Raw genomic sequence first — 24923 nt, forward strand, 5'->3', positions numbered from 1 at the left:
TAGCCGCACATATTAATTCAATCCTGAAAGCACTATTGGCTGGAGTCTTTGTCCTCCACTCCAATCAACTGGGTTTTAAAAACTGTTGGCACTTTGTGACCGATAACTTCATACGCTTTAACTTCATACTCTTTTTTATACAAATTTTCCTAAACTAAGCAGTTTTTATTGAGTTGCTTCATTTTCGTGTTCAGAGATGTCTGTGAGGGCCATTCCGGCCTGGGCGTTGGTGCGGCTGCTGACGGCAAGGTCGCCGAGGGATATGATGCCGGCCAGTTTGCCGTTTTCTACGACAGGAAGCCTCCTGATCTGATGCTCAGCCATGATCCTTGACGCTTCACTGATATTGGCATCAGGCGAGACTGTAACAAGATCACTGCTCATGATATCCTCCACTTTTGTAGATCCCGGATGCTTCTCTGCCACCCCTCTTACCACGATGTCCCGATCTGTAATCATCCCTACAAGCCTGTCAGCATCCACAATCGGGATGGCGCCGACATCCTGCTCCTTCATTTTCAAAGCTACCTCATACATATTGTCCAGAAGAGTGCAGCAATCTACATCTCTTGTCATTATATCGCCAATTTTCTTCATTATAAGCCCTCCTTATTTGATTCCTGCCTGCCGCCTCATTCAGAGGGGCAGACAGATTCGCTAAAAGATAGGTTTTCCAGTCAAGGGATAATTATGTACTGCAGCGGCAAAATAAGGACAGCCATAAAGACCAGCATAATTGTGACTGTTTTAAGTTTTCTTCATCTATTCGTTGCAACTTTGACATTTTTCTACTATTATTAAATTTGAGATAAAAGGGTCCCGATTTCATTGCTTATAGTCCCGGGATGCCTTTTTTGAAAGGCTTGGCCGCTGGTTGCCTTTACTTACAGAATTGCTGTCCAAAAGGACGGCATTGTTTTTCAGGAGGGACAAAGATGAAGTTCGAAAATACTGGTTTGGAAGAACTGAAAGCAGACCTTACACGTCTTGATGAAGTGATGCTTGAACATGGATTGGTCCGTGAAGGCCAATGGGATTATGAAAGAGTTACATACGACCGCAAGTTTGAATTAAAAGAAGGCGTTTTCTATCTGCGTGTCTTCGGTTACGCAGCGGAAGGGGATATCGGCTCCCATAAAGCCGTTATCCAGCTGATGACTCCTTTATTAGGAAAGCATTATTATCCCCATGGAATTGAGTATGGAGAAGGAGAAAGCTTCCCTAAGACACTGGTCAGCCAATGCGAAAAAACCCTTGCAGACATCCAGAGCAAAGTTAAAGGGTTTGCACTGTAAGCTGCAGGAACCGCATTACAATGGGAAGCACTGTAAAAGACGCATGAAACCATGCGTCTTTTTTTCCAGATAAAAAAGCGGACAAAATCAGTTGTAGGCCAGCAGTTCTGCGTAATATAATATAATAATATATCTCAGTTTAAAGAATCAATATCTGAAGCTAAACCCTCAGTGATTTGGAAAGGAGTTTCACCTTGTCCGGTTTTTTTACAAAACGTTTTTTCATCTGGCTTATTGGGCTAATCTTAATAGGCACGCTTTTCTATTTCATCCTCCCTGTTTCCGTCCCGCTGATTGTTGCTTTTATAACAGCACTCATGCTTGAACCGCTCGTAAAGCTTCTGCAGGGAAAACTTAACATCAAACGAAGAATTTCCGTCATGATCGTTTTCATTGCTTTTGTTCTGTTTATTGGACTGTCCGGATATTTTATTACGACAAAAGTGATCACCGAAGCCATTAAGCTGGTTGAAAATGCTCCGGAATATGTGAATGAAATAAACAATGCATGGCTTGATGCAGAGGAAAAGTTCACCCGTGCTGCAGAAGATCTTCCAAAAGATGTGGTGGATGAGATCAGCAACCAGGTACAGACTTTCCTGAATAAAACGAAAACTGAACTGGTTGCATATGTAAGCATTGATAATGTGAAGGCGCTGCTTACCAATATCCCGAATTATCTTGTCAGCTTCCTTGTTTATTTAATTGCATTATTCCTGTTCCTGATCGATCTTCCGAGGCTCCGGCGTGGTGCCTACAACCACTTGACAGAAAAGACAGCCGATAAGGTCTCTTTCATGACATCCCGTCTCTCTTATGTTGTATTGGGCTTTTTCAAGGCACAGTTCCTCGTAAGCCTGATCATCTTTTTTGTGAGTCTTGTCGGGCTTCTTATCATAGCGCCGGATATCGCACTGGTCATGGCGCTCGTCCTGTGGATCATTGATTTCATTCCGATCATAGGCTCAATTGTTATACTCGGGCCGTGGGCGCTGTTTCATCTTTTGACAGGGGATGTGGTTCTGGGCACGAAGCTTGCCGTCCTGGCAGCTGTCCTGCTCATCATCAGAAGAACCGTAGAGCCAAAAGTAATGGGAACCCACATCGGGCTCTCCCCACTTTCCACCTTGATAGCCATGTATCTCGGGCTTAAGCTCCTTGGCATTCTTGGCTTTATCATCGGGCCGCTTATTTTGATTGCTTTCAATTCTGCAAAAGAAGCAGGGCTGATTAAGATGGATTTCAAAGTTTAAACAGTTTCAAAAAACAAGCAGGGCTCTTATATAAAAGATCCCTGCTTGTTTTTTTCTGGAGTTAAAGAGATTCGGCAGCTTACCCAAACTCATGCTGCTCATAATTATTGTTAGAAAAAATCATAGAAAAACGCTTTTTGATGGGGAAGCATTTTTTCAAATATGTCAGCATCTTCTGCAGATCCCTTGATCTCTCCAAGTTCATACAGCTCAATCGGCCGCTTGTATCCAGTGATAACAGCCGTCAGTGCATTGATGCTCAATTGCAGCCCTCTCTTTGGCGGATGGGCGCAGCTGCCCCCCTCTTTTGGCGGAAAGTATTGAACACCATTGGCTGACAGCTGATAGGTCCCTGTGTTCCAGGGAGCTAATTCGTCTGCAACATGCAGGAACAATGATTGTTCCGGAATTCCGTTAAATCGATAGGTGCCCAATGCCATTGAAAGATCTACAATCCGTGCCATAAAATAAGGGGTGACCTCCATATGCTGCTTTGGCTGCTTGAGATAGTACGGGAAAGGATCGTGGACCGATGTAAGCACCTTTACTTTATCAACCATAGAATCATGCTGGCAGATAAAGTTCCACAAACCAATCCGAGCTTCAGCAGTTAAAGCAGCTAATTCCTGAATGTCGAGGATGCTCTTTTCAACCTTGTAAAGAATATAACCTTCCGGCCTTCCTTCATCCGTTTGCCATACCGCAATTTGATAGTCGGAATAAACACTCTTGAGCCACCAGTCCCTGTCCCTGACAAGCATGCCGGAAAACTTGCTGGTGAAGCGGTCGTATATCTCTTCTGCTGTTGCATCATGGGTATCTTTGTTAAATCTGGTGATCCTTCCGGACAGCTGGCCGATCATATGTAAATCTATTTTATTGATTTCAACTCTTTTTTGGTCAGAAACCAGTTCCCATCCGTATTTCCTGTAAAAATGAATATTGAAGGGATGGAGAAAGGATATTATCTGCCCATTTTCCTTCATAGCCGACAGAGCCTGGCGCATTAGTCCTGATACATAGCCCCTTCTTCTGTACTCAGGAAAGGTGGCCACTCCTGCTATTCCGCCCATTTTCCATTCTTTGTCCTGAATTTTAACTTTTAAGTCCAGTAAGTGAAGCTTGGCAGCCAGTTTTCCATCTTCATAGGCTCCATATATCTTATGTTTCCTCATTGTTTCTTTCCTTTTAGGGAAATCACTTTCTGGTACATGATATTGAAAAGCATAACTGGAAAGCCTGATGGCTTCATCAAATGAATCCTCTTGCAATAATTTTATTTCCACTATGATTGCCTCCATTCTACTTTTATCTATTCTATAGAGTGGCTTGTATTTCCTTCATTCAGAATCATAAGACGTAAAAGGGAGGCACCGTCAAGCGGAGCCTCCCTTTTGTATAGCAGCGGACTGCAGAGCTTAATCAGAATCCTAAAATTGCTTTAATGACTGATGTGGTTTCCCCGCCATGATAGAACACATATAACAGCAGATAAACAGCTACTCCTGTTATCGCCGTAAAAAACCAGATGATGCTTGTTATCGGACCAATTTTTCGGTGCTTTTCCAATTTATTCGTATAGCCGGTCAGCAGTGTGACAATGCCGAATACTGCTCCTGTAGTAGCCAATGTAATATGGAAAATCAAAAATAAGGTATAATAAATTTTTATATCATCCGGCCCTCCAAAGGCAGTATTGCCGATAAAAACCGTCCTGCTCGCATAAATAATGAAGAAAATGATAGCAAATACTGCCGCCAGCAGCATTGTCTTTTTATGCGCTTCTATTTTCCGCTGGCGGATCTGATACCAGCCGATCGCTACTGTAACAGCGCTCAATACAATGAACGTGGTGCTGATTGTAGGCAAAACAGGCAATGAATAGTTCATAATAACTTCCTCTCTGGACTCATGTTTACAAAATCAATTCTATTAAAACAGCGGCGATTTTTCAATAAACAATCCGCTTCTTTCAGCAATGTTCCCTAATTGTTCATAAATCCAGATACCATTTAATAGAAAAAATCTCCCGGCCTGGGAGATTTTTTCCTACTCGGCAATCTGCGGATCAAGCGATCTGGAAGCCTTAAGTTCTGCTTCAGTTTCCTGCTGTTCCTTCTTGTACCATTGGAAGAAGACCTGAGCGAGGACAACCCCGTATACAACTTCCTGGAATACCTTCATAAGAACGCCGCCAAGCTGCTGGTCATTGAGGGCAGACATGCTGTTGAACATTTCAGGACCGCTCAAATTGAGCGAAGCCAGCGTGGCTGAAGGAACACAGAGATGCATGGCATCAGCCCAGGCACGCGGATCCGAGAAGGTCGCGTAAATAGGTGTGTCTGCAAAAATGATCAGCGCACAAGCAGGTGTAAGAAGAATGCCGTCAGCAAAAATATACCCGACCTTCTTCAGCCCATTCAAGGATTCGTATTCTTCAAGTTTATTCACAAGAGGCCACCACATCAGCCCGGCAAGGATGAACAGAAGTATAGAATAGCCGCCATGAAGCCACATATTCGTCTTGACTGCGTCAAAGATCAATGGAATATGGTAAATGGAGAAAATTCCATTGAACAAAATCAGGGCTATCAGGGGCTTTGTTAAGAACCTGAAAACTTTTTGAATACTTGCCGGTGCCAGTATCTTTCGCCATAGCCATTCCGGGATCCCTGTAATCAAAAGGGGCGGTACAATCAGATATAGTATCGACATCTGAATCATATGCGCGTAAAAGGTGATATGGCTCATCAGGTCTACCGGTGAGCCTTTTACTGCATACACAAGAATGATAGCAGCCGTAAACAGAACTGCCTGTTTGGCTGAAAGAGGGGTGCTCCCGCTGAATCGCTGCCGGTATTTTACTGTCAGCAGAAAATAGGCTGCAAGGATTGCCAGCATGACTATAAAGAAATAAGGACTCCAAAGCGCTCTAAAACCGAATATGTCTAGTGTAAGCATCGCTTGCCACCTCTTAAAGTAATATTGTCGCTTGCACTGTCAAATGCATGTACAAAGCCATTATACCGCTGCTGGAGATGAAACTCAATAATACACAGCTTACTGCAGGCAAGCCCTGCACAAAGTTCATCAAATCTCCTTATTCATACAAAAAAAGAAAATCGGCTAAAAGCCGATTTCTTTTTTACCACCAGATAATTGTCATGAAAGCCAATACTGTAATTGCACCCACGAGCAAGCCGGAATACAGGAACAGTGCAGGAGCCTCATGGCCCTTATGGCTCATATGCATGAAATAATAAAGCTGGAAGATAACTTGCACAACTGCAAGGATCAGGATGAACGGCACGATGAACCATGCCGAAAATTCCTCATAGCCAACAGCTACAAATGCTACAAGCGTAAGGAAAATCATCAGGGCAAAAGTGATGACCTGCATTCTCATTTCCTCTGCACTTTTCTTGCGACGGTATTCAATGTCTACTCTTGGGTTACCTGAGTTCGGTTGTTGATTCGCCATCAGTTTATCCCACCATTCCCATTAAGTATACTACTGTAAAGATAAATACCCAAACAACGTCAATAAAATGCCAGTATAAGCTTGCGACATAAAATTTTGGAGCGTTGTAAAGGCTCAATCCCCGTCTTGAGTTGCGGATCAGCAGTGTTGTGATCCACAGGAGACCGAATGCAACGTGTCCTCCATGGAAGCCTACCAACGTATAAAAGGCTGAACCGAAAGCACTGCTTGTGAATGTATGGTGGTATTCATGCACATAGTGATTGAATTCGTAAATCTCCAGTCCAAGGAACGCAGCGCCGAGGGCAACGGTGATCCACATCCAGAGCTGCATCTTCTTGAAGTTGAAATTTTTCATATGGTACATGGCGTAAACGCTTGTCAGTGAGCTCGTCAATAGAAGCATGGTAGCTGCAAAGACGAGCGGCAATTCAAACAGGTCCTTAGCCAGGGCATGTTCTGTTCCCGGAACCTTATCTTTTAAAGCAAGATAGGTTGCGAAGAGAGATGCGAAAAGCACCGTCTCCCCGCCAAGGAAGAACCAGAAGCCCAGAAATTTATTCTTTGCTTCGAGGGTTTGTTTCTCAGGCGATGCAGGCCATGTTTCTACAGTCATTTTTTCTTCTGTATGCATTATGCCTTTACCCCCTTGTCATCATCTTCTTTAAGTAAATCTTCTTTATGAATATGGAAGCCGTGGTCATCCTTGACAGATCTCAGGAACATGGAGCCCAGTGTAATGGCCATGCCGAGAATCAGGACAGGAATGCCCCAGTTGTTGCCGTCGTCGCCGTGGTACATTGCACCAAAGGCAGCTACGAACAGTCCAAACGAAATCATGAATGGAATGAAAGATGAATTAGGCATATGGATATCGCCGATCGGCTCTGCAGGCGTCAACGCGTTCTTGCCTTCCATCTTTTCAAGCCAGTATGCATCTAAACCGCGGACAAGCGGCGTCTGCTTAAAGTTGTAGAATGGCGGCGGTGAAGGGATAGCCCACTCCAGTGTGCGCCCGTCTCCCCAAGGGTCATTCCCGACTTTAACATTTTTAACACTTGTCACAATGATATTGATAAGCAAAATCAGCACGGCAACTGCCATGAAGAATGCACCAATTGTACTGATCATATTTCCTGTTTCAAGCCCCTGTCCAGGCAGGAATGTGAATACGCGGCGAGGCATACCCATCAAGCCCAGGAAGTGCTGGATAAAGAATGTCAGATGGAAACCGATCAGGAACAGCCAGAAAGTGATCTTTCCAAGCTTTTCGCTCAGCATGGTTCCAAACATTTTTGGCCAGTAGAAATGAAGGCCTGCCAATAGTCCAAGAACAACACCGCCAACGATTACATAGTGGAAGTGAGCTACAACAAAGTAGCTGTCATGGAACTGGTAATCGGCTGGAGCAGCTGCGTTCATAACCCCTGTTACCCCGCCGGCAACAAAGGAAGGAATGAAGGCTACTGCATAAAGCATCGGTGTTGTAAATCTGATGCTTCCCCCCCACATTGTAAAGAGCCAGTTGAAAATCTTGATTCCTGTAGGAACAGCGATCGCCATTGTCGCTACAGCAAAGATAGCGTTGGCAATTGGCCCGAGCCCTGTTGTAAACATATGGTGAGCCCATACCATGAAGCCAAGGAAACCGATCAATACCGTTGCGAATACCATGGAAGAATATCCGAACAGCCTTTTTCTTGAGAAAGTAGCAAAGATCTCAGAGAAAATACCGAAAGCAGGCAGAATCAGGATATATACTTCAGGGTGTCCGAAAATCCAGAATAAATGCTCCCAGATAACTGTGTTTCCGCCGTTGGCAACATCAAAGAAATTAGAGCCGAACATGCGGTCAAAGATCAATAGAAAGATACCGACAGTAAGAGCCGGGAACGCAAACAGAATAAGTGCAGATACTACAAATGTAGACCATGTGAACAATGGCATACGCATATATGTCATGCCAGGGGCACGCATATTGACAATCGTTACAAGGAAGTTAATCCCCCCGATAAGGGTACCAGCACCGGAAATCTGCAGTCCGAGTGCATAGAAATCGATCCCGTGGCCTTCAGATGCCATCGATAAGGAAGCGTAAGACGTCCAACCAGCATCTGGAGCCCCTCCTAAAAACCATGACAGATTAAGGAAGATTCCTCCAAAGAAGAACAGCCAGAACCCAAGTGAGTTAAGGAACGGGAACGCTACATCCCGCGCACCGATCTGAAGAGGAACGACTGCGTTCATAAAAGCAAAGATCAATGGCATAGCTGCCAGGAATATCATGGTTGTACCGTGCATTGTCAATATCTCATTGTACAAGCCGGCACTTAAGAAATCATTGTTTGGAACTGCCAGCTGAATACGGATGAACATGGCTTCAAGTCCACCCACTATAAAGAAGAAACCGCCGGCAATTAGATAAAGGATCGCGATTTTCTTATGGTCCACTGTTGTTAGATAGTCCCATAAAGTGGCGCCGAATCCTTTCTTCTGAGCGTAGGTACTCACAAGTTTTACCTCCCTTTCGAACTCATTACTCCTGAACTTTAAGGCCCATCAGATATTCTGTCAGAGCGTCAAGCTCCTCATCTGAAAGCTGGCCATATGTACCAGTCATTTTATTCCCCGGCTTATAAGCTTCAGGATCCTTCAGCCAGTTCTTCAATTCTTTTTCATTGTGATCCAGGATACCGGCAACACGGTCGCGCTCGCCAAAGTTTGCAAGGTTTGGAGCCTGCCTTGCCTGCTCCGGCCTTCCATCCACAGGAGTCACAGCGTGACAGCCGATACAGCTGTTGTTAAAGATCTCCTGACCCTGCTGTGCAACTTCTGACTGAGGCTGAGGCTCTTCTGCATTCTGCATATCCGCAACCCACTGATCAAACTCTTCGCCAGAGATTGCTTTCACCTTGAAGTCCATCAGAGCATGTGAAGGTCCGCAAAGCTCCGCACATTTTCCGTAAAAAAGATCGCCTGCAACATCAGAGCTCTCTTTATCGAACTTCAGATAGAACTTATTGACATTATCAGTGTTCGTATCCATCTTGCCCCCGACTGCAGGGACCCAGAATGAATGCTTAACATCAGATGCCTTCAGATTAAAGTAAACCTTTTCACCAGTTGGAACGACAAGTTCCTGCCCAGTGATGATCTCCTGGTTTGGATACTCAAATTCCCACCAGTAAAGATTTGCACGGACATTGACAACCAATGCATCCGTTTTCCCTTCTTCGTTCTTTTTCTCCATTGGAGAAACATCCGCAAGCTTGAAAGTCTGTGCTACTGTAGGAACGGTCAGAACAAGAAGCAGAAGAATAGGAATAACTGTCCAGATGATTTCTAATTTGTGACTTCCTTCAACCTGTTTTGGAATTCTTTCGTCTTTGCGGCGAAACTTAAAAATAACAACCAGGAAAAGCACCGTGACAACGACAATTACTCCCACCATAATCGCCGTGCTCAGCAGCATTAAGTCATATTGCGTTTTCGCAACTTCCCCGGAAGGCTGAAGCGTGGACAAAAACGGTTCGCCGCACCCGGAAAGAATGAGCGTCAAAATTGCAAACAGTGATGCAAGACGCCATTTTGCAAGCCTTTTCATGCTTAATCAAACCCCTCTTTCGTAAAAAATTTCTTTTGTTGTTTGATCAAAAAAAATATGGATAAATTCCCTCCCCCGCTCATGCGCGGAAGGGAATCTCCTAACGTAGGTTAAATAAGTGTAACGATCACCATTGCCACAAACATAATCGTCAGATATTGAAGCGAGTAAATGAACATTGCCTTTGCCCACTTAATATCATCCTTGAATTTGTTGGCATAGATCCCAAGGACTATCCAGCCGACATTCAATGCCGAAGCAAGGATCAGGAATGGAAGACCGAGAGATGTAAGCATCAGCGGCAGGGGCAGAAGCACAGCCAGCCATGCAAAAATATGTTTTTTCGTAGTGCGGAACCCTTTTACAACCGGAAGCATCGGTATGCCTGCTGCCCTGTATTCCTCTGCACGCCTCATGGCAAGTGCGTAGAAATGAGGAGGCTGCCAGGCAAACATAACAAGGAACAGCGCCCAAGCTATCATGTCCAGGTTTCCGTCAACTGCAGCCCAGCCGATCAGCGGCGGCACTGCTCCGGAAATGCTTCCTACGATTGTATTGGAAACATACTTGCGCTTAGTCCACATTGTATAGAGGACTACATAACTAAAGACGCCTATCAATCCAATTACAGCAGCTGCGGGTGATGCAAGGAGCAGCAGCAAGGTTCCCAATGCGATGGTGGATATGCTCAGCAGTGCCACCCTGCCCGGGCTGACCTTTCCTGTAACTGTAGGCCTGTCTTTTGTCCTTTCCATCAAATGGTCGATATCGCGGTCATAGTAATTGTTGTATGCACAGGAACCCGCAATGATCAGTGAAGATCCGACCAGTGTATAAAAAACAATATCAAGATTGTTGAAAAAATGCTGATCTGTAAAATGAAGGGCCAGCCACAAACCAGTGAAGGTAGTGATCATGTTTGAATTGATTATACCTACCTTGATGAGCGCCAGGAAATCCTTCCATGCAGTTGTCTCCGGTATATTGGCTTGAAGGCTTCGTTCACTGTTTTCTAAAGCAGCTTCACTGAAAGCCCTTGTGTTTGACATAACTTCTCCTCCTTTAACCCTTATCACAAATAAAGCTTTTCTACACTACAACTACTATAAGTAATACGATGCTATATTTGCAACAGAAAACGAGGGAATGCTAATCGAAATAGCAGTTATTACTATTCAAATGTCATAAAAATTGTCAAAAGTTTGTGTAGAAAAATAACTATGCCTCTGTATATTAAATCATACTTTGGCGTTTTTTTGTGAATTTTTTTCGAATTAATTATGACTAATTTGTGTCGAGGAGATGACAAACATTGTAACTGGTTACTTTTTTAGCATAATATATAATTGAAGCATTACGGAGATCTTACCTATTAGTACAACTGACTTGAATGAATAATAGATTATAGCCGGAATATGCTGCCGGGGAGTTGTAAAATCCTCCATAATTGTGTAGTATCGAACAGTCAGCGTTTTCGTGATACGATGCGCCGGCTGCCTCACCTGAACTATTATACCCTATTATTATACAGATTAAGTCTATTATGGCAATTTATGAAATTAATTTAAAAGAAGGTGACATGATTGCAGCGTTTGCTTAAATGGTTTGCAGTGCTGACAACGATCGGAATGCTGATGGTGCTCCTTGGAGGGGCTCTTGTGACAAAAACTGAATCCGGGATGGGATGCGGAAGATCCTGGCCGCTCTGCCACGGAGAGCTCATCCCGAGCAATATAACGCCGGAGCTGATCATCGAACTGGCCCACCGGGTTGTATCCGGCGGGGTCGGCATACTGGTCCTGGTGCTCTCGGTCTGGTCCTGGAAAGCGCTGGGCCATGTAAGAGAAACAAAATTCCTTGCTCTTGTCTCTTTCTTCTTTCTCGTCCTGCAGGGTCTGATCGGAGCAGCTGCGGTTAAATGGGGGCAGTCAGATTTTGTACTGGCCCTTCATTTCGGGATTTCCCTGATATCTTTTGCTTCAGTCCTGCTCCTCACACTTCTGATTTTTGAGGTGGATAAAAAGTTCCAGGCGGAAAAGCTTGTTCTGGATAAACGGATGCAAAAGCATATCATCGGCATTACGATTTATTCTTATGCGGTCGTGTACAGCGGTGCCCTCGTCAGGCATACCAATGCCAGCCTTGTTTGCCGCGATTGGCCATTCTGCCTGAATGACAGCATTATGCTGCCGGGCAATATGTATGAATGGATACAGATGGGCCACAGGGCTGCTGCCGGAATTATTTTTCTTTGGGTAGGTTATATCACTATATTGGCCGTCAGGCATTACCGCCACCAGAAGGTCGTGTTCTGGGGATGGATTATATCCTTTATCCTTGTGTCCCTTCAGGTTGCTTTTGGAGCGATGGTTGTTATATCCCGCCTCAACTTGTTCATTGCACTTGGACATGCCTTCTTCATCTCATGCCTGTTCGGTGTTTTCAGCTATTTTATCCTCCTTACTGCAAGGAGCAGGAAAAACGCCGCAGCACTTGCAAGCGTGCCGCCTGCAGCTGAAAAAGAAAACAATGCGGCACACCGGTCTGTTCCTGTTCAATAAGGACCGAGGAAACACCTTTAAAAAAATGCTTCATTGCTGTATTCATAAAAAAGAGGATGGGCAGCTCACCGGCTGCCCATCCTCTTTTGCTATATTTTTTCTTTCGGCCCTGATTTCCTCTATTTTGAAAGCTCGATCAAAAGGTCTCCAGTCTGGATGGCTTCCCCATTTGCAACATGGATTTCACCGACCGTACCGGAATAAGGGGCCTGGACGGTCGTTTCCATCTTCATCGCTTCCGTGATCATCAGATGATCGCCCTTTTCGACCTTTTCCCCTTTTTCAACAATAACCTTAATAACTGTACCTGGCATGGATGCTGCTATATGCTTCTCATTTTTAGGATCAGCCTTCATCTTTGCAGATGCAGCAATTTTAATGCTTTCATCCTTGATGGAAACCTCGCGGGGCTGCCCGTTCAATTCAAAGTAAACGATCCTGGTGCCGTCCGCTTGCGGCTGTCCGATGGAAACAAGCTTTACAATCAGCGTTTTTCCAGTTTCAATTTCCACTTCTATTTCTTCTCCCAGCCTCAGGCCGTACAGGTAGGTCGGCGTATCCAGAACGGAAACATCGCCAAACTGCTCGACAGTGCTGCAGTATTCCATGAATACTTTCGGATAGAGTGCATAGGCAATCGCTTCAAAGCTTGTCACCGGCCTTCCGAGCTCGTGGAAAAGCTTCTCCTTAAGCTTATCGAAATCCACGTCCTCCAGAAGCTCTCCCGGCCTTACAGTGATTGGTTCTTTACCCTTTAATATAACTTCCTGAAGCTCTTTCGGGAAGCCGCCATAAGGCTGGCCGAGAGACCCTTCAAACAGTTCAACTACAGAATCAGGGAAGTCGAGCGAGTGTCCGCGTGTGATGACATCTTCTTCTGTCAATTCATTTTGGACCATATACAGAGCCATATCGCCGACAACCTTTGATGAAGGAGTGACTTTTATGATATCGCCGAACATGTGGTTGACCCGGGAATACATTTCCTTGACCAGGTCCCATTTTTCCCCAAGGCCTACCGCTTTTGCCTGCTGCTGCAGGTTGCTGTACTGCCCTCCAGGCATCTCATGCTTATAGATCTCCGTATGTGGAGACTTCATTCCGGACTCAAAATCCTGGTAGTATTTCCGGACATCTTCCCAATAGTGGGACAGCTGCTCCAGTGCTTCAACATTCACTTCAGGCTGGCGTTCCTCTCCTGAAAGGGCATAATACAGGGAGCTTGCGCTTGGCTGTGAAGTCAGGCCGGCCATCGTGCTTAGTGCAACATCCACAATGTCCACACCGGCCTCGATAGCCTTGCTGTAGGTCATGACGCCGTTCCCGCTCGTATCATGCATGTGAAGATGGATTGGAATATCAACTGTTTCTTTCAGCTCTGAAATCAGTTCATACGCTGATTTCGGCTTGAGCAGCCCCGCCATATCTTTAATGGCCAGAATATGCGCTCCCTGGTTTTCAAGCTCCTTTGCCATTGATTTGTAATATTCCAGATTATACTTGGTCCTCGCGCTGTCCGAAATGTCGCCGGTGTAGCAGATGGCTGCTTCTGCTATTTTGCCGGTATCACGCACAGCCTCTATCGCCACTTCCATCCCTTTGACCCAGTTCAGGCTATCAAATATACGGAAAACATCGATGCCTGCATAAGCAGACTTTTGAACAAACTCCCTGATCACATTATCAGGATAGTTTTTATAGCCTACAGCATTGGAAGCCCTCAAAAGCATCTGGAAAAGGACATTCGGCATTTTTTCCCTTAGCTTGAGAAGCCTTTCCCAAGGATCCTCTTTTAAGAAACGGTATGCAACATCAAAGGTTGCCCCTCCCCACATTTCATAAGAGAACATTTCCGGCAGAAGCTTTGCTGTCGGTTCTGCAATATGCGCGATGTCAGTCGTACGTACGCGCGTGGCCAGCAGGGACTGATGGGCATCACGGAAGGTGGTGTCAGTCAATAGGACCTTATCCTGCTCCTTGATCCATTTCACCAGACCTTCCGGACCCTGGCTGTCCAGGATCTGCTTTGTCCCGTCCTGGTATTCCTGGTTATAGCGGAGCTTCGGAATCCTCGGCTTCTCGAAAACCGGCCGCTTCTTTTTCTCTACCCCCGGGAAGCCGTTGACTGTTACATTGCCGATATAGGCAAGCATCTTTGTGCCGCGGTCTTTTCGTTTAGGGAATAAAAACAGCTCAGGCGATTTGTCGATGAAAGATGTATCATATTCCCCTGTAATGAACTTCTCGTGCTTGACGACATTTTCAAGGAAAGGAATATTTGTCTTGATTCCGCGGATCCTGAATTCCTGCAGGTTCCTCACCATTTTTGAAGCAGCCTGCTCAAAGGTTAGTGCCCATGTGGACAGTTTGACGAGCAGCGAATCATAATATGGGGTTATAACAGCCCCCTGGAAGCCATTGCCTGCATCGAGCCTCACCCCGAAACCGCCACCGGATCGGTAGGTCATGAGCTTCCCCGTATCAGGCATAAAATTGTTCAGAGGATCCTCAGTGGTAACCCGGGACTGGATCGCATAGCCATTGATCTTTATATCCTCCTGTGCAGGGATCCCCACTTCCCGGCTATGGAGATCAAATCCTTCTGCGACAAGGATCTGCGTCTGGACAATATCCACCCCTGTCACCATTTCAGTGATCGTATGCTCAACCTGTACGCGGGGATTTACCTCAATGAAGAAAAACTCATCCCCGGAGGTAAGGAATTCCACTGTTCCGGCATTCACATAGTCGACATTTTTCATCAGCCTTACAGCAGCATCACAGATTCTCCCGCGGAATTCTTCAGAGAGAGAGACGCACGGTGCAACCTCGACCACTTTTTGATGGCGCCGCTGCACTGAGCAGTCCCTTTCAAACAGGTGGACGATGTTCCCGCTTTTGTCACCGATGATCTGAACTTCGATATGCTTAGGGTTTTCGATGAATTTTTCAACATAAACCTCATCATTCCCGAAAGCAGCCTTCGCTTCTGATTTCGCCCTTTCGTATGCCTCTTTCACATCATCAAGGCTTCTGACAATCCTCATCCCTCTGCCTCCGCCGCCAAGGGAGGCTTTGATGATGATCGGGAAACCATGGTCCTTCCCGAATAAAATCACTTCTTCCAGGCTTTTAACCGGCCCGTCGCTCCCCGGAATGACAGGGATTTCCGCACGCATCGCCTGATCTTTTGCCTTTACTTTGTCCCCGAACATATCCAGGTGCCGGGAAGTTGGTCCAATAAAAATGATGCCTTCCTCTTCACATCTTTTAGCGAATTCAATATTTTCTGACAAAAAACCATAGCCGGGATGAATGGCGTCAACATTTCTTGCCTTCGCAATCCCGATGATCCCCTCTATATCCAGATAGGCATCAATCGGCTTTTTGCCTTCTCCGACGAGGTAAGCCTCATCTGCTTTATACCGGTGGTAGGAGCCTGAATCTTCCTTAGAATAAACAGCCACGGTCCGGATATTCAGCTCAGTGCATGCCCGAAAAACCCGGATTGCGATTTCTCCTCTATTGGCAACCAGTACCTTATTAATTTGTCTGCTCACAAATTCCACCCCATCCATAGTCTTTTAGATGCCTTTCCGGAACTTGCAGAAAGGCTTGGCTAATTTGTATTGCTATATGTAAAGACTTCGGCCGCTTTGCAGCAGAGATTCTGCAGCAAAGCGGCCAAAGCCTGCAGCCCTGATTTAAATGCCTGCAGCTTTAAAGCGTTCCTGTATTAAGAGTGAATGTGTAAAAAAACGCAAGGAAAAAACACGTCCCCTGCGCTTATTTTTTATAAAAATAGGCTCCCCCGGAAACTTTCTGGTTTTGTTCTGCCTGTTTTTCGCTGGCTCTATTTTTATATTTAGATTCATAGTTTACAAACATTGATACGTTTACAAGAATCCCCATCGCAATTGAAAGCTGCAGAAGTGAAGATCCGCCGTAGCTCACAAATGGAAGCGGGACCCCTGTCAGAGGTATCACGCCTGAAATCCCTCCGAGGTTGATGAATGACTGGATGCCGATCATCCCAGCAATGCCGATGGCAAGCAGGCTTCCAAAAGGATCCTTGCATTTCATCCCTATGTACAGGCCCCTCAGAACGATATACCCAAGTGAGAGCAGAACGAAACAAACACCGAATGCCCCCAGCTCCTCTGCTATGACAGCCATGATGAAATCTGTGTGCGGTTCTGGCAGATAGCCAAGCTTCTGCACGCTCTGCCCGAGGCCGAGCCCTTTTACACCGCCTGCTCCGAGAGCCAGGAAAGAGTTGACAAGATGATACCCGTCATTCTGGGCATCTGCAAAGGGATCCTGAAGAACCTGGATCCTGGCCATTTGCACATCGGAGAAGAGCTTGTCATTCATAATCAGGATAAACGGGAGGGCAATGATAAAGGCAATCAGACACAGCTTTAAGATGTTTTTATAGCTCATGCCGGAACTCAGGATGATTGTGGCCGATATCAGGAAAATGATTGCCGCTGTCCCGAAATCCGGCTGTACAGCCACAAGCATGCAGACAAGGATCAAGTATACCAGGGGTGGGACAACCCCTTTATTAAACTGGTCGATATAGCTCTGTTTCTTTGCATAAACGGCTGATAGATAAATAATAACAAAAATCTTTACAAATTCTGAAGGCTGGAGGCTCAATGGCCCGAGTTTAAACCAGCTTTGCGCATTCCCTGCCACATGGCCGAATATAAACAAAGCGCCAAGGCCGATCAGTGAACCGAAAACCATCGGAACAAGGATCTTATTGCTGATCAGCGCCTTATAGGGAAAGAGTGCTGTGAAAATAAATACTAAGGCGGCCCCGAGCAGATAGATCTTCTGTCTTTGATAGAAATGGTCGCTTTCGAAGCCATACCTTTGCACGGCTGTTACCATACTTGCACTGTAAATCATAATGAGACCGAATAATGCCAGCATAACGACGACAGCAATCAATGTGTAATCGTATGATTTTAATATTTTTTTGAACATCCAACCTCTTCCTCATCTTCTGCGTTGTATTACCTATTCTACTATAGAAAGGAGATTCCTGCATTGAAGTAAAGAAATGTTAATTTTAATGTAACATATTAATTCATCAAACATCAGAATTATGTCATACTATTTAAAATTATGCTGCACTTCTTTTTCTTTACCATAGCATGTACAAAAAAACTCAAACCCTTGTGTTAAAAGAAAGTTTGAGTTTTTTACATTTATTTTCTTAATGAAGCTTCATGCAGGATGGAGAGTTCTTTTTCAAGCTCTCCCAGGATGGCTTTGCCTGTCTTTTCCTCGATGAGCCCGAGCCGGACGGCAAAATCTATTTCACGGGATAAACCGAACATCTGCGTATCAAGCACTTCCTCATACAAAGGGCACTGGGGCATTGTCAGATTATCCATCTGCACTTTAATAAGCTTTAATATTTTATCAGCGTCCGCCTTAAGCAAGGCATTGGCTTTTTCTTGATGATCGACTATCAGTTCTGACGCCAACATGGATCCCCCCGTTTCCGAGCGATTATCTATCTATAAATTTTATACTTAAGAAGGCAAAAATGCAAGACATATAAGGGGAAAGCTGCACATGCGGGGATAAATACCAGCACCCCGCCAGGAGGGGCTTCCAGTGTGAGGGTCCCATAGTATCTTTCACAGACAAAAATAGGTATAATTTAAGAAGGTACATACAGGAGGTAGCTAGTTATGGACAATATCATAATGATAAAAGGGAAAGTGAAATTTGAGATCACACTTGATCCCGGTGTATGGATTTTTGATGACCGAAGGGTAGACCTGAACGAATTCTTTCACGCTGATATCATCAAAAAGGATGAGCTCGAAGAGTATACAAAATCAGTTTCAAAGCACTGGGACAGAGAAATCATGGAGGGTGCTGTCCATCCTCCGACATTAAAGACCGAAAAAAAATTCGAGAAAGAAAAAGTGCTTAACGGGACTTTCGGCATTCCCTTAAAGCCTTTCCTTAAAAATGCCGAACCTGCTGAAGATGCCTCTTCCTTTGTCATCTCTGCCGGTGACGGCGAGGTGGAAATGCCGCTGGAAACCGCTGAAGATCTGATCCTCGGCTACTCTCTGAACGGCAAGCCGCTGAAAGAGGACGGCCCGGTGCACGTCTATTACGGAGACGGAAGCAATAAGGATAATCCGATCAGGCATATAAAGCAGTTCATCGTTCGCTGATTATCATGCAGGAGGGGGGAGCCGGGATGCTCCGCCCTCTTTAATTATGGGCATAAGATTAATATTCTACAGGGCGTAATCAGCTTTTGTATTACAGGAGTAAGTTCCATAAAAGGCCGCTGTTCCCTCTCTTACTGATACAGCGGCTCAAGTTCCCCTTTTTCGTGCGCCATACGGATGACATGAAATTGAAAATGCTATATCCGGCTCCAGCCCGCCATATATACCTCTTATAAAAGATCAGCTGCCAGCTGTGCCAGACCTGACCTTTCCCCTTTAATAAGCTTAGTATGGCCTGAAATCTTTTGGTCCTTAAATCTTTCCACTACATAGGTAAGTCCATTATTGAAGGCATCAAGATACGGATGGTCGATCTGTTCCGGATCTCCCATCAGGACAATCTTGCTTCCTTCTCCCACCCGGGTAAGGATAGTCTTTACTTCGTGCTTGGTAAGGTTTTGGGCTTCATCAATGATGATATACTGATCCGGCACGCTTCTTCCCCTTATATATGTGAGCGCCTCGACCTCGATCGACCCCATCCCTGCAAGGATGGCATCAAGCTCGCCCGGTTTCTTGGCATTAAAAAGATATTCCAGATTATCGTAAATCGGCTGCATCCATGGCCTTAATTTTTCTTCTTTCTCCCCCGGGAGATAGCCGATATCCTTGCCTACAGGAACGATCGGCCTGGCCACCAGCAGCTTTTTGTATTCTCCGAAATCCTCAGTCTGCATCAGGCCTGCTGCCAGTGCGAGCAGTGTCTTCCCTGTCCCCGCTTTCCCAACCAGCGTCACAAGCGGCACATCTTTACGGAGAAGGAGCTCTGCGGCCATTGTCTGCTGTACATTGCGAGGGCGGATCCCCCAGATATGGTCCCCGTCAAACACAAGCTTTCTGGCTTTCTTTCCCGCCTGGTCTACTATGCCTATCGCAGAAGAAGAAGAGCCCAGTGCATCTTTCATAATGATGAATTGGTTGGGATAAAAAGGGTGATTGGCTATATCAGCAAGCGGCACCTCCCCTTTTTCATAAAATCTCCCCAAAAGATCGACGCTTACATACACCTCAAGAAATCCCGTATAAATATGGTCATTTTCAACCACCCTGTCACTCAGAAAATCTTCTGTCTGAAGCCCGATTGCATCCGCCTTCACCCTCACTAATGCATCTTTGCTGACAAGTATGACCGGGCGGCCGTTTTCCTTAGTCTCTTCTTCCAGTGAAAGATTCTTTGCGACTGCAAGGATCCGGTTGTCATTTGTTTTTTCAATGAATATCTCCTGCAATTCATGAAAAGACCGGTGATTCAGCTCAATTCTGAGTCCCCCGCCATTTTCAAGCTGAATCCTTTCATGCAGCTTGCCGGTTTCCCTCAGATTATCAATCAGCCTCGAAACCTGCCTTGCATTTCTCCCAACCTCGTCCATATATCGTTTCTTAGAGTCAACCTCTTCCAGGACAACTGCCGGAATGACTACTTCATTGTCTTCAAAAGAAAAGATAGAATGCGGGTCCTGCAGCAGGACATTGGTATCCAATACATATATTTTCGTCAATATGATGCCTCCTGCTCCTTGTAGGTCAAAATGAATGTTTCTTCTAAGGCTTATATTTCGCTGTCCGGAGCCTGCATTTTGCCTGGCTTGAAGAAGCAATCATAAGCTTTAAGAAACAAGCCTTGGTAAACTATATGTTTTCCTGCATAAAGATAGACGAATTTTTGCAGAATAATCCTTACGAAGAACTTTCCCGGGCATGTAGCTTTTCAGCATCTGGAAAACATCCGGAATAAGAATAATTGGAGGTGCTTAAATTGAAGAGATGGCTTGGTTATATAGCCGCTGTTTCAATGCTGGCAGGCTGTGCTGCGAACAGCCAATCAGCAGATGACGGCAGCCGGAATCTGGTGAATGTTAAGAACAGCACCATAACGAATAACAGCAGGGAATCAGAACAGGAAATCTCAAGGCATCTTGTAGATCTGGCAGAAAGGGTGCCAAATGTCAAAGATGCGGCGGCTGTGGTTTTCGCAGGATATGCCATTGTAGGGATTGATGTGGATAAAGATATAGACAGATCTGAAGTGGGCTCCATTAAATATTCTGTTACAGAAAGCCTGCGCAACGACCCTCATGGGGCAAGGGCGCTTGTAGTAGCAGACCCCGACTTGAATGCGAGGATCCGGGAAGTCGGCCAGGATATACAAAACGGGCGTCCCATCCAGGGCATACTGAATGAACTCGCAGATATCACGGGAAGGATTATGCCTGAAGTTCCCGGGGACATCACTGAGCCCCAGCCGAAGGATGCGACCGAGGAGCCAAAAAACAAGCTCAATTCATCAGAACGTTCTGAGCTGGAGGATAAGCAGCAAAAGCAATCGAATTACCATAAAGATTAAAGTTATATGAATCAGCACAAAAAAAGCTTAGTCCCGCGACTAAGCTTTTTTCATGGCCTCCATCACCTGCTGATCGAGCCTTTCTGCTGCTTTTTTATCATATGTTTTGTCATATTGGGGATCAGCTGTCATTTTAGATCCATAAAACATAACATCCCTTACCTCACTGATCTTCAGTTCTGCAAGTGCCAGCTTGAGGGGGACAGATTCCATTTTTTCCAGCTTCACTGCCGCTTCTCCCTGGATGGAGTATGTAGATTCGTTGGCAATGATATTGATGACTACATGCCTGTTATGTTTAATATTTTCAATAATCCTCGATCTGCTGTCAATAGCAAAGCAGATTGTTTCTTCATCCTTTGCCAGGACCCATGATATAGCATTCACGTTCGGCCCGCCTGTTTCATGGTCCACTGTTGCGAGAGTAACAAACCGCTCCTGCTGAAGCTCATCGAATAAGGGCTTGATCAGCCTCGGCTCAACTTGATTTGCCATTACTTTCCCCTCCTCTTAGTCCTATAATAGTATGACTTTCCCCAACTTTCAAGAACCCGTTCCCAGATGCTCTGCCCCCGGTGCAATCTAATTCGAAACTCTTGCCAAACTGTACTATAATATAAATAAGCAATATAGATAAGCAGCTTTTCTGACGGGCTGTCCCTTCGGCTGAAAAATAGGCAGAGGGCCGGCCGCGAGGACCAGTGCTGCTTCAGACTTCTGATCATTCAACTACATTAATAAATCGGGGTGTCATTATGAGAGTAAAATGTGTGCTTTGCGATAAGATAGAATCGATTGAAAATGAATCATTTCAGGCAAAACGCCTGCGTAACCGGCCAATCCATACGTATATGTGCAAGCCGTGCGAAGAAAGAATAACGGAAAAAACCAACCAAAGGGCCGCCACAGGCAACTTTAAGCTTTACCGGAGCCGCACGGAAGAAGAGGAATGGTAAAAACCGCCCTTGCCTCCGGGGCTGGAGCAGGCTTTTTTTTGGGATTATTCCTGAAGGCCGCTGAAACATTGACCGGCAAGAAAGTGTATGTGCTGCTTCTGAATATCGATTTTATTCCCGTGCTGGGGGATATTCGCTGGAGCGAGGCATCTGAATTCTTTTTCCATCTCCTATTTTCGCTGCTGTTAAGCTTTTGCCTGCTGCTTATTCTGCAGGCCGGAAAATGGCTGACACTGCGGGGATGCTTTTTATGGTCGTTTGCCATCACTTTTCCTGCCCTCCTGCTCTATTTTCCACTCTCCCTTCTGGCAGAGCGGCAGGTACCGCTCCCGGGTGATATGATGGCATTCGGTTTGTGGACAGCAGGCCATATTCTCTACAGCATAGTCCTCGCCAGCTTCTTTTGGCTGGGAATCAGAAAAACCCGCTTGCCCTGATGGGGGAAGCGGGTTTTTCTTATAATGGGAAGTTCGGATATTTCTCCGGCTCTTCATTGATTTGGTCCAGCATGACATCGATCAGCTCAGCCGGAAAACGGAAGCTTCTTCTTTCATTTTCATCTGTAAAAAAGACAGTATAAAAATCCGCTTCTTTAACAGCCTCAATCTCTGAAAGCTTTAAGTCCTCAGTCAGAATAGCTTTGAACATTTCTTCCGTTTCTGCAGCTGCAGTATCCTCCGGCCGTGCATCGCAAACAACCTTGATTGTAAGCCAATTATAGATTGAATCCTGCAGAGATTTCATCATAACGACCTGCCTCCCCGGCTGCTACATGCCTGCTTCCTGTTTTTTCTGCTGGTGCAGCCTGATTTTATAGATGATCAGGATAAGGGCGGCAACCACCAGGCCCTCCCCAATTGGGAGAAAGACTCCCAAAAAGGTCAGGACCGTGCAGCCCAGGATTAAAAACAAATAAATGACAGCCGACTTTGCCAGCGGGAGCTTTTTGGCAAATCCGAGCTTGAATACGACTACACATAAAAGAATGATGGTTATATAGAGCATCCACATTCCTAATTCAGGATTCTCGTCCACTTTATATAACGCGGCGAAAAAAGACAGGCGTTCAGCAATCATATTGCTCTCCTCCTTTTTAAGTCTTTAGTTCGTTTCTGCGTATTTCTTCTTTTTAGCGATCCGTTCACGTTCGTTCTTATCCAGGATTTTCTTGCGCAGGCGGATGGATTCCGGAGTCACTTCGCAATACTCATCATCATTTAGGTACTCAAGCGCTTCTTCAAGCGTCATGATGCGCGGCTTTTTCATAGTAGCCGTCTGGTCTTTATTGGCAGAACGTATATTGGTAGCCTGTTTTACTTTTGTGATATTGACGGTGATGTCATTCTCACGAGTATGTTCTCCAACAATCATGCCTTCATAGATTTCTGTTCCGGCTTCCAGGAAGATGATTCCTCTGTCTTCAACCTGCATGATTCCATAAGTAGAAGCTTTTCCGCTTTCCATGGACACAAGAACACCCTGGCGCCTTCCGCCAACCTGGCCCTGTGCCATTGGCTGATAGCTGTCAAAGGAATGGTTGATGATTCCATATCCGCGGGTAAGCGTCAGGAATTCAGTTGTATATCCGATCAGGCCGCGAGCAGGAACGTTAAAGATCAGGCGGACCTGGCCGCTGCCGTTATTAATCATATCAAGCATTTCGCCTTTTCGGGCACCGATTGATTCCATGATTGAACCAGTATGCTCCTCAGGAACATCGATCTGCACGCGCTCAACAGGCTCACATCTTACGCCGTCGATTACTTTTACAATGACCTCCGGCTTTGACACTTGAAGCTCATAGCCTTCACGTCTCATATTTTCAATCAGGATGGAAAGGTGAAGCTCACCGCGTCCTGACACAACCCAAGCATCAGGTGACTCTGTGTTCTCAACGCGAAGACTTACATCTGTCTGAAGCTGGGCACGAAGCCTTTCTTCAATTTTACGCGATGTAACGAACTTGCCTTCTCTTCCTGCAAATGGACTGTTATTGACCAGGAATGTCATCTGCAGTGTAGGCTCGTCGATACGGAGGACAGGAAGAGCTTCCTGATGCTCAACAGGTGTAACGGTTTCCCCTACATTGATATCTTCCATTCCGGAAACGGCAATCAGGTCGCCTGCCTTCGCTTCCTGAATTTCCTGGCGCTTCAGCCCGAAGAAGCCAAAAATTTTGCTTACACGGAATTGTTTTACACTTCCATCAAGCTTCATGAGTGCAACCTGCTGGCCGACCTGCATGGTTCCGCGGAAAACACGGCCAATCCCGATTCTTCCGACATAGTCGTTATAGTCAAGAAGGGCAACCTGGAATTGAAGATGCTCTTCACTATTGTCAACTGGTGCAGGAATATGATCGACAATCGCATCATAAAGGGACTGCATGTTCTCATCCTGCTTTTCAGGATCTGTACTTGCTGTTCCATTGATGGCAGATGCATAAATAACAGGGAACTCAAGCTGTTCTTCATTGGCATCAAGCTCGATGAACAGGTCAAGGACTTCGTCAATGACTTCGGCAGGACGCGCAAAGTCACGGTCAATTTTGTTAACAACAACAATTGGCGTCAGATTCTGTTCAAGCGCTTTTTTCAATACAAAGCGCGTCTGCGGCATACAGCCTTCGTATGCGTCGACAACAAGCAGAACACCATCAACCATTTTCATGATACGCTCAACCTCGCCGCCAAAGTCAGCGTGGCCCGGAGTATCAAGGATATTGATTCTTGTATCTTTGTACTGGATGGCTGTATTTTTAGCCAGGATGGTAATTCCGCGCTCTCTTTCAAGGTCATTGGAATCCATCGCACGTTCTTCCACATGCTCATTAGTCCGGAAAGTTCCTGACTGTTTCAGCAGCTGGTCAACAAGTGTCGTTTTTCCGTGGTCAACGTGGGCAATAATCGCGATATTGCGAAGATCTTCTCTGATTTTCAAAAAATTCACTCCTAGCTATATTCTAAGCTAATTTATTTTAAAGCTTTATAAACAATCACAACTAAAACATTATACCATAATGACAGTGGTAAACTAAAAGTTTTTTGTGTAAAATAAATTTTAAAGAAAAGAACACATATCTACACTATACCTAAAGACTGGGCTTGATATACATTTTCCATGCTTCAATTCTGGACTTGCTTATGATTTTAAGTGAATC

24 protein-coding genes are annotated in these 24923 nt (G+C 45.4%); 7 read left to right on the forward strand and 17 right to left on the reverse strand.

The window, feature by feature from the left end:
* Window positions 1-165 precede the first annotated feature (165 nt).
* Entirely contained in the window at window positions 166-597 is a 432-nt protein-coding gene (locus tag Q9R36_RS03500; protein WP_009791138.1) for a CBS domain-containing protein, read from the reverse strand.
* A 338-nt stretch (window positions 598-935) separates the two neighbouring features.
* Here Q9R36_RS03500 and Q9R36_RS03505 point away from each other — a divergent pair, with 338 nt between their 5' ends.
* Complete coding sequence (locus Q9R36_RS03505; RefSeq protein WP_009791136.1) at window positions 936-1295, forward strand: YugN family protein; 360 nt, start codon at window positions 936-938, stop codon at window positions 1293-1295.
* A gap of 194 nt (window positions 1296-1489) precedes the next feature.
* A complete protein-coding gene (gene ytvI, locus Q9R36_RS03510; RefSeq protein WP_009791135.1) occupies window positions 1490-2548 on the forward strand; it encodes a sporulation integral membrane protein YtvI in 1059 nt (352 codons plus the stop codon).
* Window positions 2549-2658: 110 nt separating this feature from the next.
* On the opposite strand, the gene Q9R36_RS03515 is transcribed toward ytvI, so the two are convergent.
* The 8 genes from Q9R36_RS03515 to cyoE form a co-directional block, all read right to left on the reverse strand.
* A complete protein-coding gene (locus Q9R36_RS03515; RefSeq protein ID WP_311224546.1) occupies window positions 2659-3834 on the reverse strand; it encodes a GNAT family N-acetyltransferase in 1176 nt (391 codons plus the stop codon).
* A 136-nt stretch (window positions 3835-3970) separates the two neighbouring features.
* Complete coding sequence (locus Q9R36_RS03520) at window positions 3971-4438, reverse strand: DUF420 domain-containing protein (protein WP_009791133.1); 468 nt, start codon at window positions 4436-4438, stop codon at window positions 3971-3973.
* A 159-nt stretch (window positions 4439-4597) separates the two neighbouring features.
* Window positions 4598-5509: a cytochrome c oxidase assembly factor CtaG gene (gene ctaG, locus Q9R36_RS03525; RefSeq protein ID WP_022543684.1), complete on the reverse strand. Its 912-nt coding sequence runs from the start codon at window positions 5507-5509 to the stop codon at window positions 4598-4600.
* 184 nt (window positions 5510-5693) lie between these two features.
* Window positions 5694-6029, reverse strand: coding sequence for a cytochrome c oxidase subunit IVB (gene ctaF, locus Q9R36_RS03530; RefSeq protein WP_035401058.1), 336 nt, complete (start codon window positions 6027-6029; stop codon window positions 5694-5696).
* Between the two features lie 4 nt (window positions 6030-6033).
* Entirely contained in the window at window positions 6034-6663 is a 630-nt protein-coding gene (locus Q9R36_RS03535) for a cytochrome (ubi)quinol oxidase subunit III (protein WP_009791129.1), read from the reverse strand.
* Window positions 6663-8540, reverse strand: coding sequence for a cytochrome c oxidase subunit I (gene ctaD, locus Q9R36_RS03540; RefSeq protein ID WP_022543683.1), 1878 nt, complete (start codon window positions 8538-8540; stop codon window positions 6663-6665). The genes Q9R36_RS03535 and ctaD overlap by 1 nt, the downstream gene beginning before the upstream one ends.
* Window positions 8541-8565: 25 nt before the next feature.
* On the reverse strand, window positions 8566-9633 hold the full coding sequence (gene coxB, locus Q9R36_RS03545; RefSeq protein ID WP_009791127.1) for a cytochrome c oxidase subunit II: 1068 nt from the start codon (window positions 9631-9633) through the stop codon (window positions 8566-8568).
* A 110-nt stretch (window positions 9634-9743) separates the two neighbouring features.
* A complete protein-coding gene (gene cyoE, locus Q9R36_RS03550) occupies window positions 9744-10682 on the reverse strand; it encodes a heme o synthase (RefSeq protein WP_009791126.1) in 939 nt (312 codons plus the stop codon).
* 534 nt (window positions 10683-11216) lie between these two features.
* On the opposite strand from cyoE, the gene Q9R36_RS03555 reads away from it, so the two are divergent.
* Entirely contained in the window at window positions 11217-12194 is a 978-nt protein-coding gene (locus Q9R36_RS03555) for a COX15/CtaA family protein (protein WP_311224547.1), read from the forward strand.
* Between the two features lie 119 nt (window positions 12195-12313).
* Here the strand turns inward: Q9R36_RS03555 and pyc are convergent, their stop codons facing one another.
* The 3 genes from pyc to Q9R36_RS03570 form a co-directional block, all read right to left on the reverse strand.
* Window positions 12314-15754 carry a pyruvate carboxylase gene (gene pyc, locus Q9R36_RS03560; RefSeq protein WP_165352506.1) on the reverse strand — a complete coding sequence of 1147 codons (3441 nt, stop codon included), beginning with the start codon at window positions 15752-15754 and terminating at the stop codon, window positions 12314-12316.
* A gap of 226 nt (window positions 15755-15980) precedes the next feature.
* Entirely contained in the window at window positions 15981-17189 is a 1209-nt protein-coding gene (locus Q9R36_RS03565; protein WP_009791122.1) for an FtsW/RodA/SpoVE family cell cycle protein, read from the reverse strand.
* Between the two features lie 224 nt (window positions 17190-17413).
* Window positions 17414-17695: an Fpa/YlaN family protein gene (locus tag Q9R36_RS03570; RefSeq protein WP_094768883.1), complete on the reverse strand. Its 282-nt coding sequence runs from the start codon at window positions 17693-17695 to the stop codon at window positions 17414-17416.
* Window positions 17696-17905: 210 nt separating this feature from the next.
* Between Q9R36_RS03570 and Q9R36_RS03575 the strand changes: the two genes are divergently transcribed.
* Entirely contained in the window at window positions 17906-18403 is a 498-nt protein-coding gene (locus tag Q9R36_RS03575) for a molybdopterin-binding protein (RefSeq protein ID WP_101550697.1), read from the forward strand.
* 230 nt (window positions 18404-18633) lie between these two features.
* Here Q9R36_RS03575 and Q9R36_RS03580 read toward each other — a convergent pair whose 3' ends face one another.
* Window positions 18634-19962 carry a PhoH family protein gene (locus tag Q9R36_RS03580; RefSeq protein WP_009791119.1) on the reverse strand — a complete coding sequence of 443 codons (1329 nt, stop codon included), beginning with the start codon at window positions 19960-19962 and terminating at the stop codon, window positions 18634-18636.
* A 257-nt stretch (window positions 19963-20219) separates the two neighbouring features.
* On the opposite strand from Q9R36_RS03580, the gene Q9R36_RS03585 reads away from it, so the two are divergent.
* Entirely contained in the window at window positions 20220-20807 is a 588-nt protein-coding gene (locus tag Q9R36_RS03585; protein ID WP_022543679.1) for a YhcN/YlaJ family sporulation lipoprotein, read from the forward strand.
* Between the two features lie 39 nt (window positions 20808-20846).
* Here the strand turns inward: Q9R36_RS03585 and Q9R36_RS03590 are convergent, their stop codons facing one another.
* A complete protein-coding gene (locus Q9R36_RS03590) occupies window positions 20847-21302 on the reverse strand; it encodes a pyridoxamine 5'-phosphate oxidase family protein (RefSeq protein ID WP_009791117.1) in 456 nt (151 codons plus the stop codon).
* 260 nt (window positions 21303-21562) lie between these two features.
* On the opposite strand from Q9R36_RS03590, the gene Q9R36_RS03595 reads away from it, so the two are divergent.
* Together Q9R36_RS03595 and Q9R36_RS03600 are read left to right on the forward strand one after the other, a co-directional pair.
* Window positions 21563-21763, forward strand: coding sequence for a YlaI family protein (locus Q9R36_RS03595; protein ID WP_009791115.1), 201 nt, complete (start codon window positions 21563-21565; stop codon window positions 21761-21763).
* Window positions 21757-22200: a hypothetical protein gene (locus tag Q9R36_RS03600; protein ID WP_101550699.1), complete on the forward strand. Its 444-nt coding sequence runs from the start codon at window positions 21757-21759 to the stop codon at window positions 22198-22200. The genes Q9R36_RS03595 and Q9R36_RS03600 overlap by 7 nt, the downstream gene beginning before the upstream one ends.
* Before the next feature lie 19 nt (window positions 22201-22219).
* Here the strand turns inward: Q9R36_RS03600 and Q9R36_RS03605 are convergent, their stop codons facing one another.
* From Q9R36_RS03605 to typA, 3 genes are read right to left on the reverse strand one after another with little or no spacing between them, the layout of a single operon-like run.
* Entirely contained in the window at window positions 22220-22507 is a 288-nt protein-coding gene (locus Q9R36_RS03605) for a hypothetical protein (RefSeq protein ID WP_094768896.1), read from the reverse strand.
* A 24-nt stretch (window positions 22508-22531) separates the two neighbouring features.
* Window positions 22532-22840 carry a YlaH-like family protein gene (locus Q9R36_RS03610; protein WP_009791112.1) on the reverse strand — a complete coding sequence of 103 codons (309 nt, stop codon included), beginning with the start codon at window positions 22838-22840 and terminating at the stop codon, window positions 22532-22534.
* Window positions 22841-22864: 24 nt separating this feature from the next.
* Window positions 22865-24703, reverse strand: coding sequence for a translational GTPase TypA (gene typA / locus Q9R36_RS03615; protein WP_009791111.1), 1839 nt, complete (start codon window positions 24701-24703; stop codon window positions 22865-22867).
* Between the last annotated feature and the right edge of the window lie 220 nt (window positions 24704-24923).

The organism is Bacillus sp. AG4(2022), assembly GCF_031844465.1.
Classification (GTDB): domain Bacteria; phylum Bacillota; class Bacilli; order Bacillales; family Cytobacillaceae; genus Bacillus_AB; species Bacillus_AB infantis.

Excerpts from the sequence above, each read along its gene's own strand:
- Q9R36_RS03500 (WP_009791138.1), bottom strand. The coding sequence starts at position 597 with ATGAAGAAAATTGGCGATATAATGACAAGAGATGTAGATTGCTGCACT.
- Q9R36_RS03505 (WP_009791136.1), top strand. The coding sequence starts at position 936 with ATGAAGTTCGAAAATACTGGTTTGGAAGAACTGAAAGCAGACCTTACA.
- Q9R36_RS03520 (WP_009791133.1), bottom strand. The coding sequence starts at position 4,438 with ATGAACTATTCATTGCCTGTTTTGCCTACAATCAGCACCACGTTCATT.
- ctaG (WP_022543684.1), bottom strand. The coding sequence starts at position 5,509 with ATGCTTACACTAGACATATTCGGTTTTAGAGCGCTTTGGAGTCCTTAT.
- ctaF (WP_035401058.1), bottom strand. The coding sequence starts at position 6,029 with ATGGCGAATCAACAACCGAACTCAGGTAACCCAAGAGTAGACATTGAA.
- Q9R36_RS03535 (WP_009791129.1), bottom strand. The coding sequence starts at position 6,663 with ATGCATACAGAAGAAAAAATGACTGTAGAAACATGGCCTGCATCGCCT.
- coxB (WP_009791127.1), bottom strand. The coding sequence starts at position 9,633 with ATGAAAAGGCTTGCAAAATGGCGTCTTGCATCACTGTTTGCAATTTTG.
- cyoE (WP_009791126.1), bottom strand. The coding sequence starts at position 10,682 with ATGTCAAACACAAGGGCTTTCAGTGAAGCTGCTTTAGAAAACAGTGAA.
- Q9R36_RS03565 (WP_009791122.1), bottom strand. The coding sequence starts at position 17,189 with ATGTTCAAAAAAATATTAAAATCATACGATTACACATTGATTGCTGTC.
- Q9R36_RS03575 (WP_101550697.1), top strand. The coding sequence starts at position 17,906 with ATGGACAATATCATAATGATAAAAGGGAAAGTGAAATTTGAGATCACA.
- Q9R36_RS03590 (WP_009791117.1), bottom strand. The coding sequence starts at position 21,302 with ATGGCAAATCAAGTTGAGCCGAGGCTGATCAAGCCCTTATTCGATGAG.
- Q9R36_RS03595 (WP_009791115.1), top strand. The coding sequence starts at position 21,563 with ATGAGAGTAAAATGTGTGCTTTGCGATAAGATAGAATCGATTGAAAAT.
- Q9R36_RS03600 (WP_101550699.1), top strand. The coding sequence starts at position 21,757 with ATGGTAAAAACCGCCCTTGCCTCCGGGGCTGGAGCAGGCTTTTTTTTG.
- Q9R36_RS03605 (WP_094768896.1), bottom strand. The coding sequence starts at position 22,507 with ATGAAATCTCTGCAGGATTCAATCTATAATTGGCTTACAATCAAGGTT.
- Q9R36_RS03610 (WP_009791112.1), bottom strand. The coding sequence starts at position 22,840 with ATGATTGCTGAACGCCTGTCTTTTTTCGCCGCGTTATATAAAGTGGAC.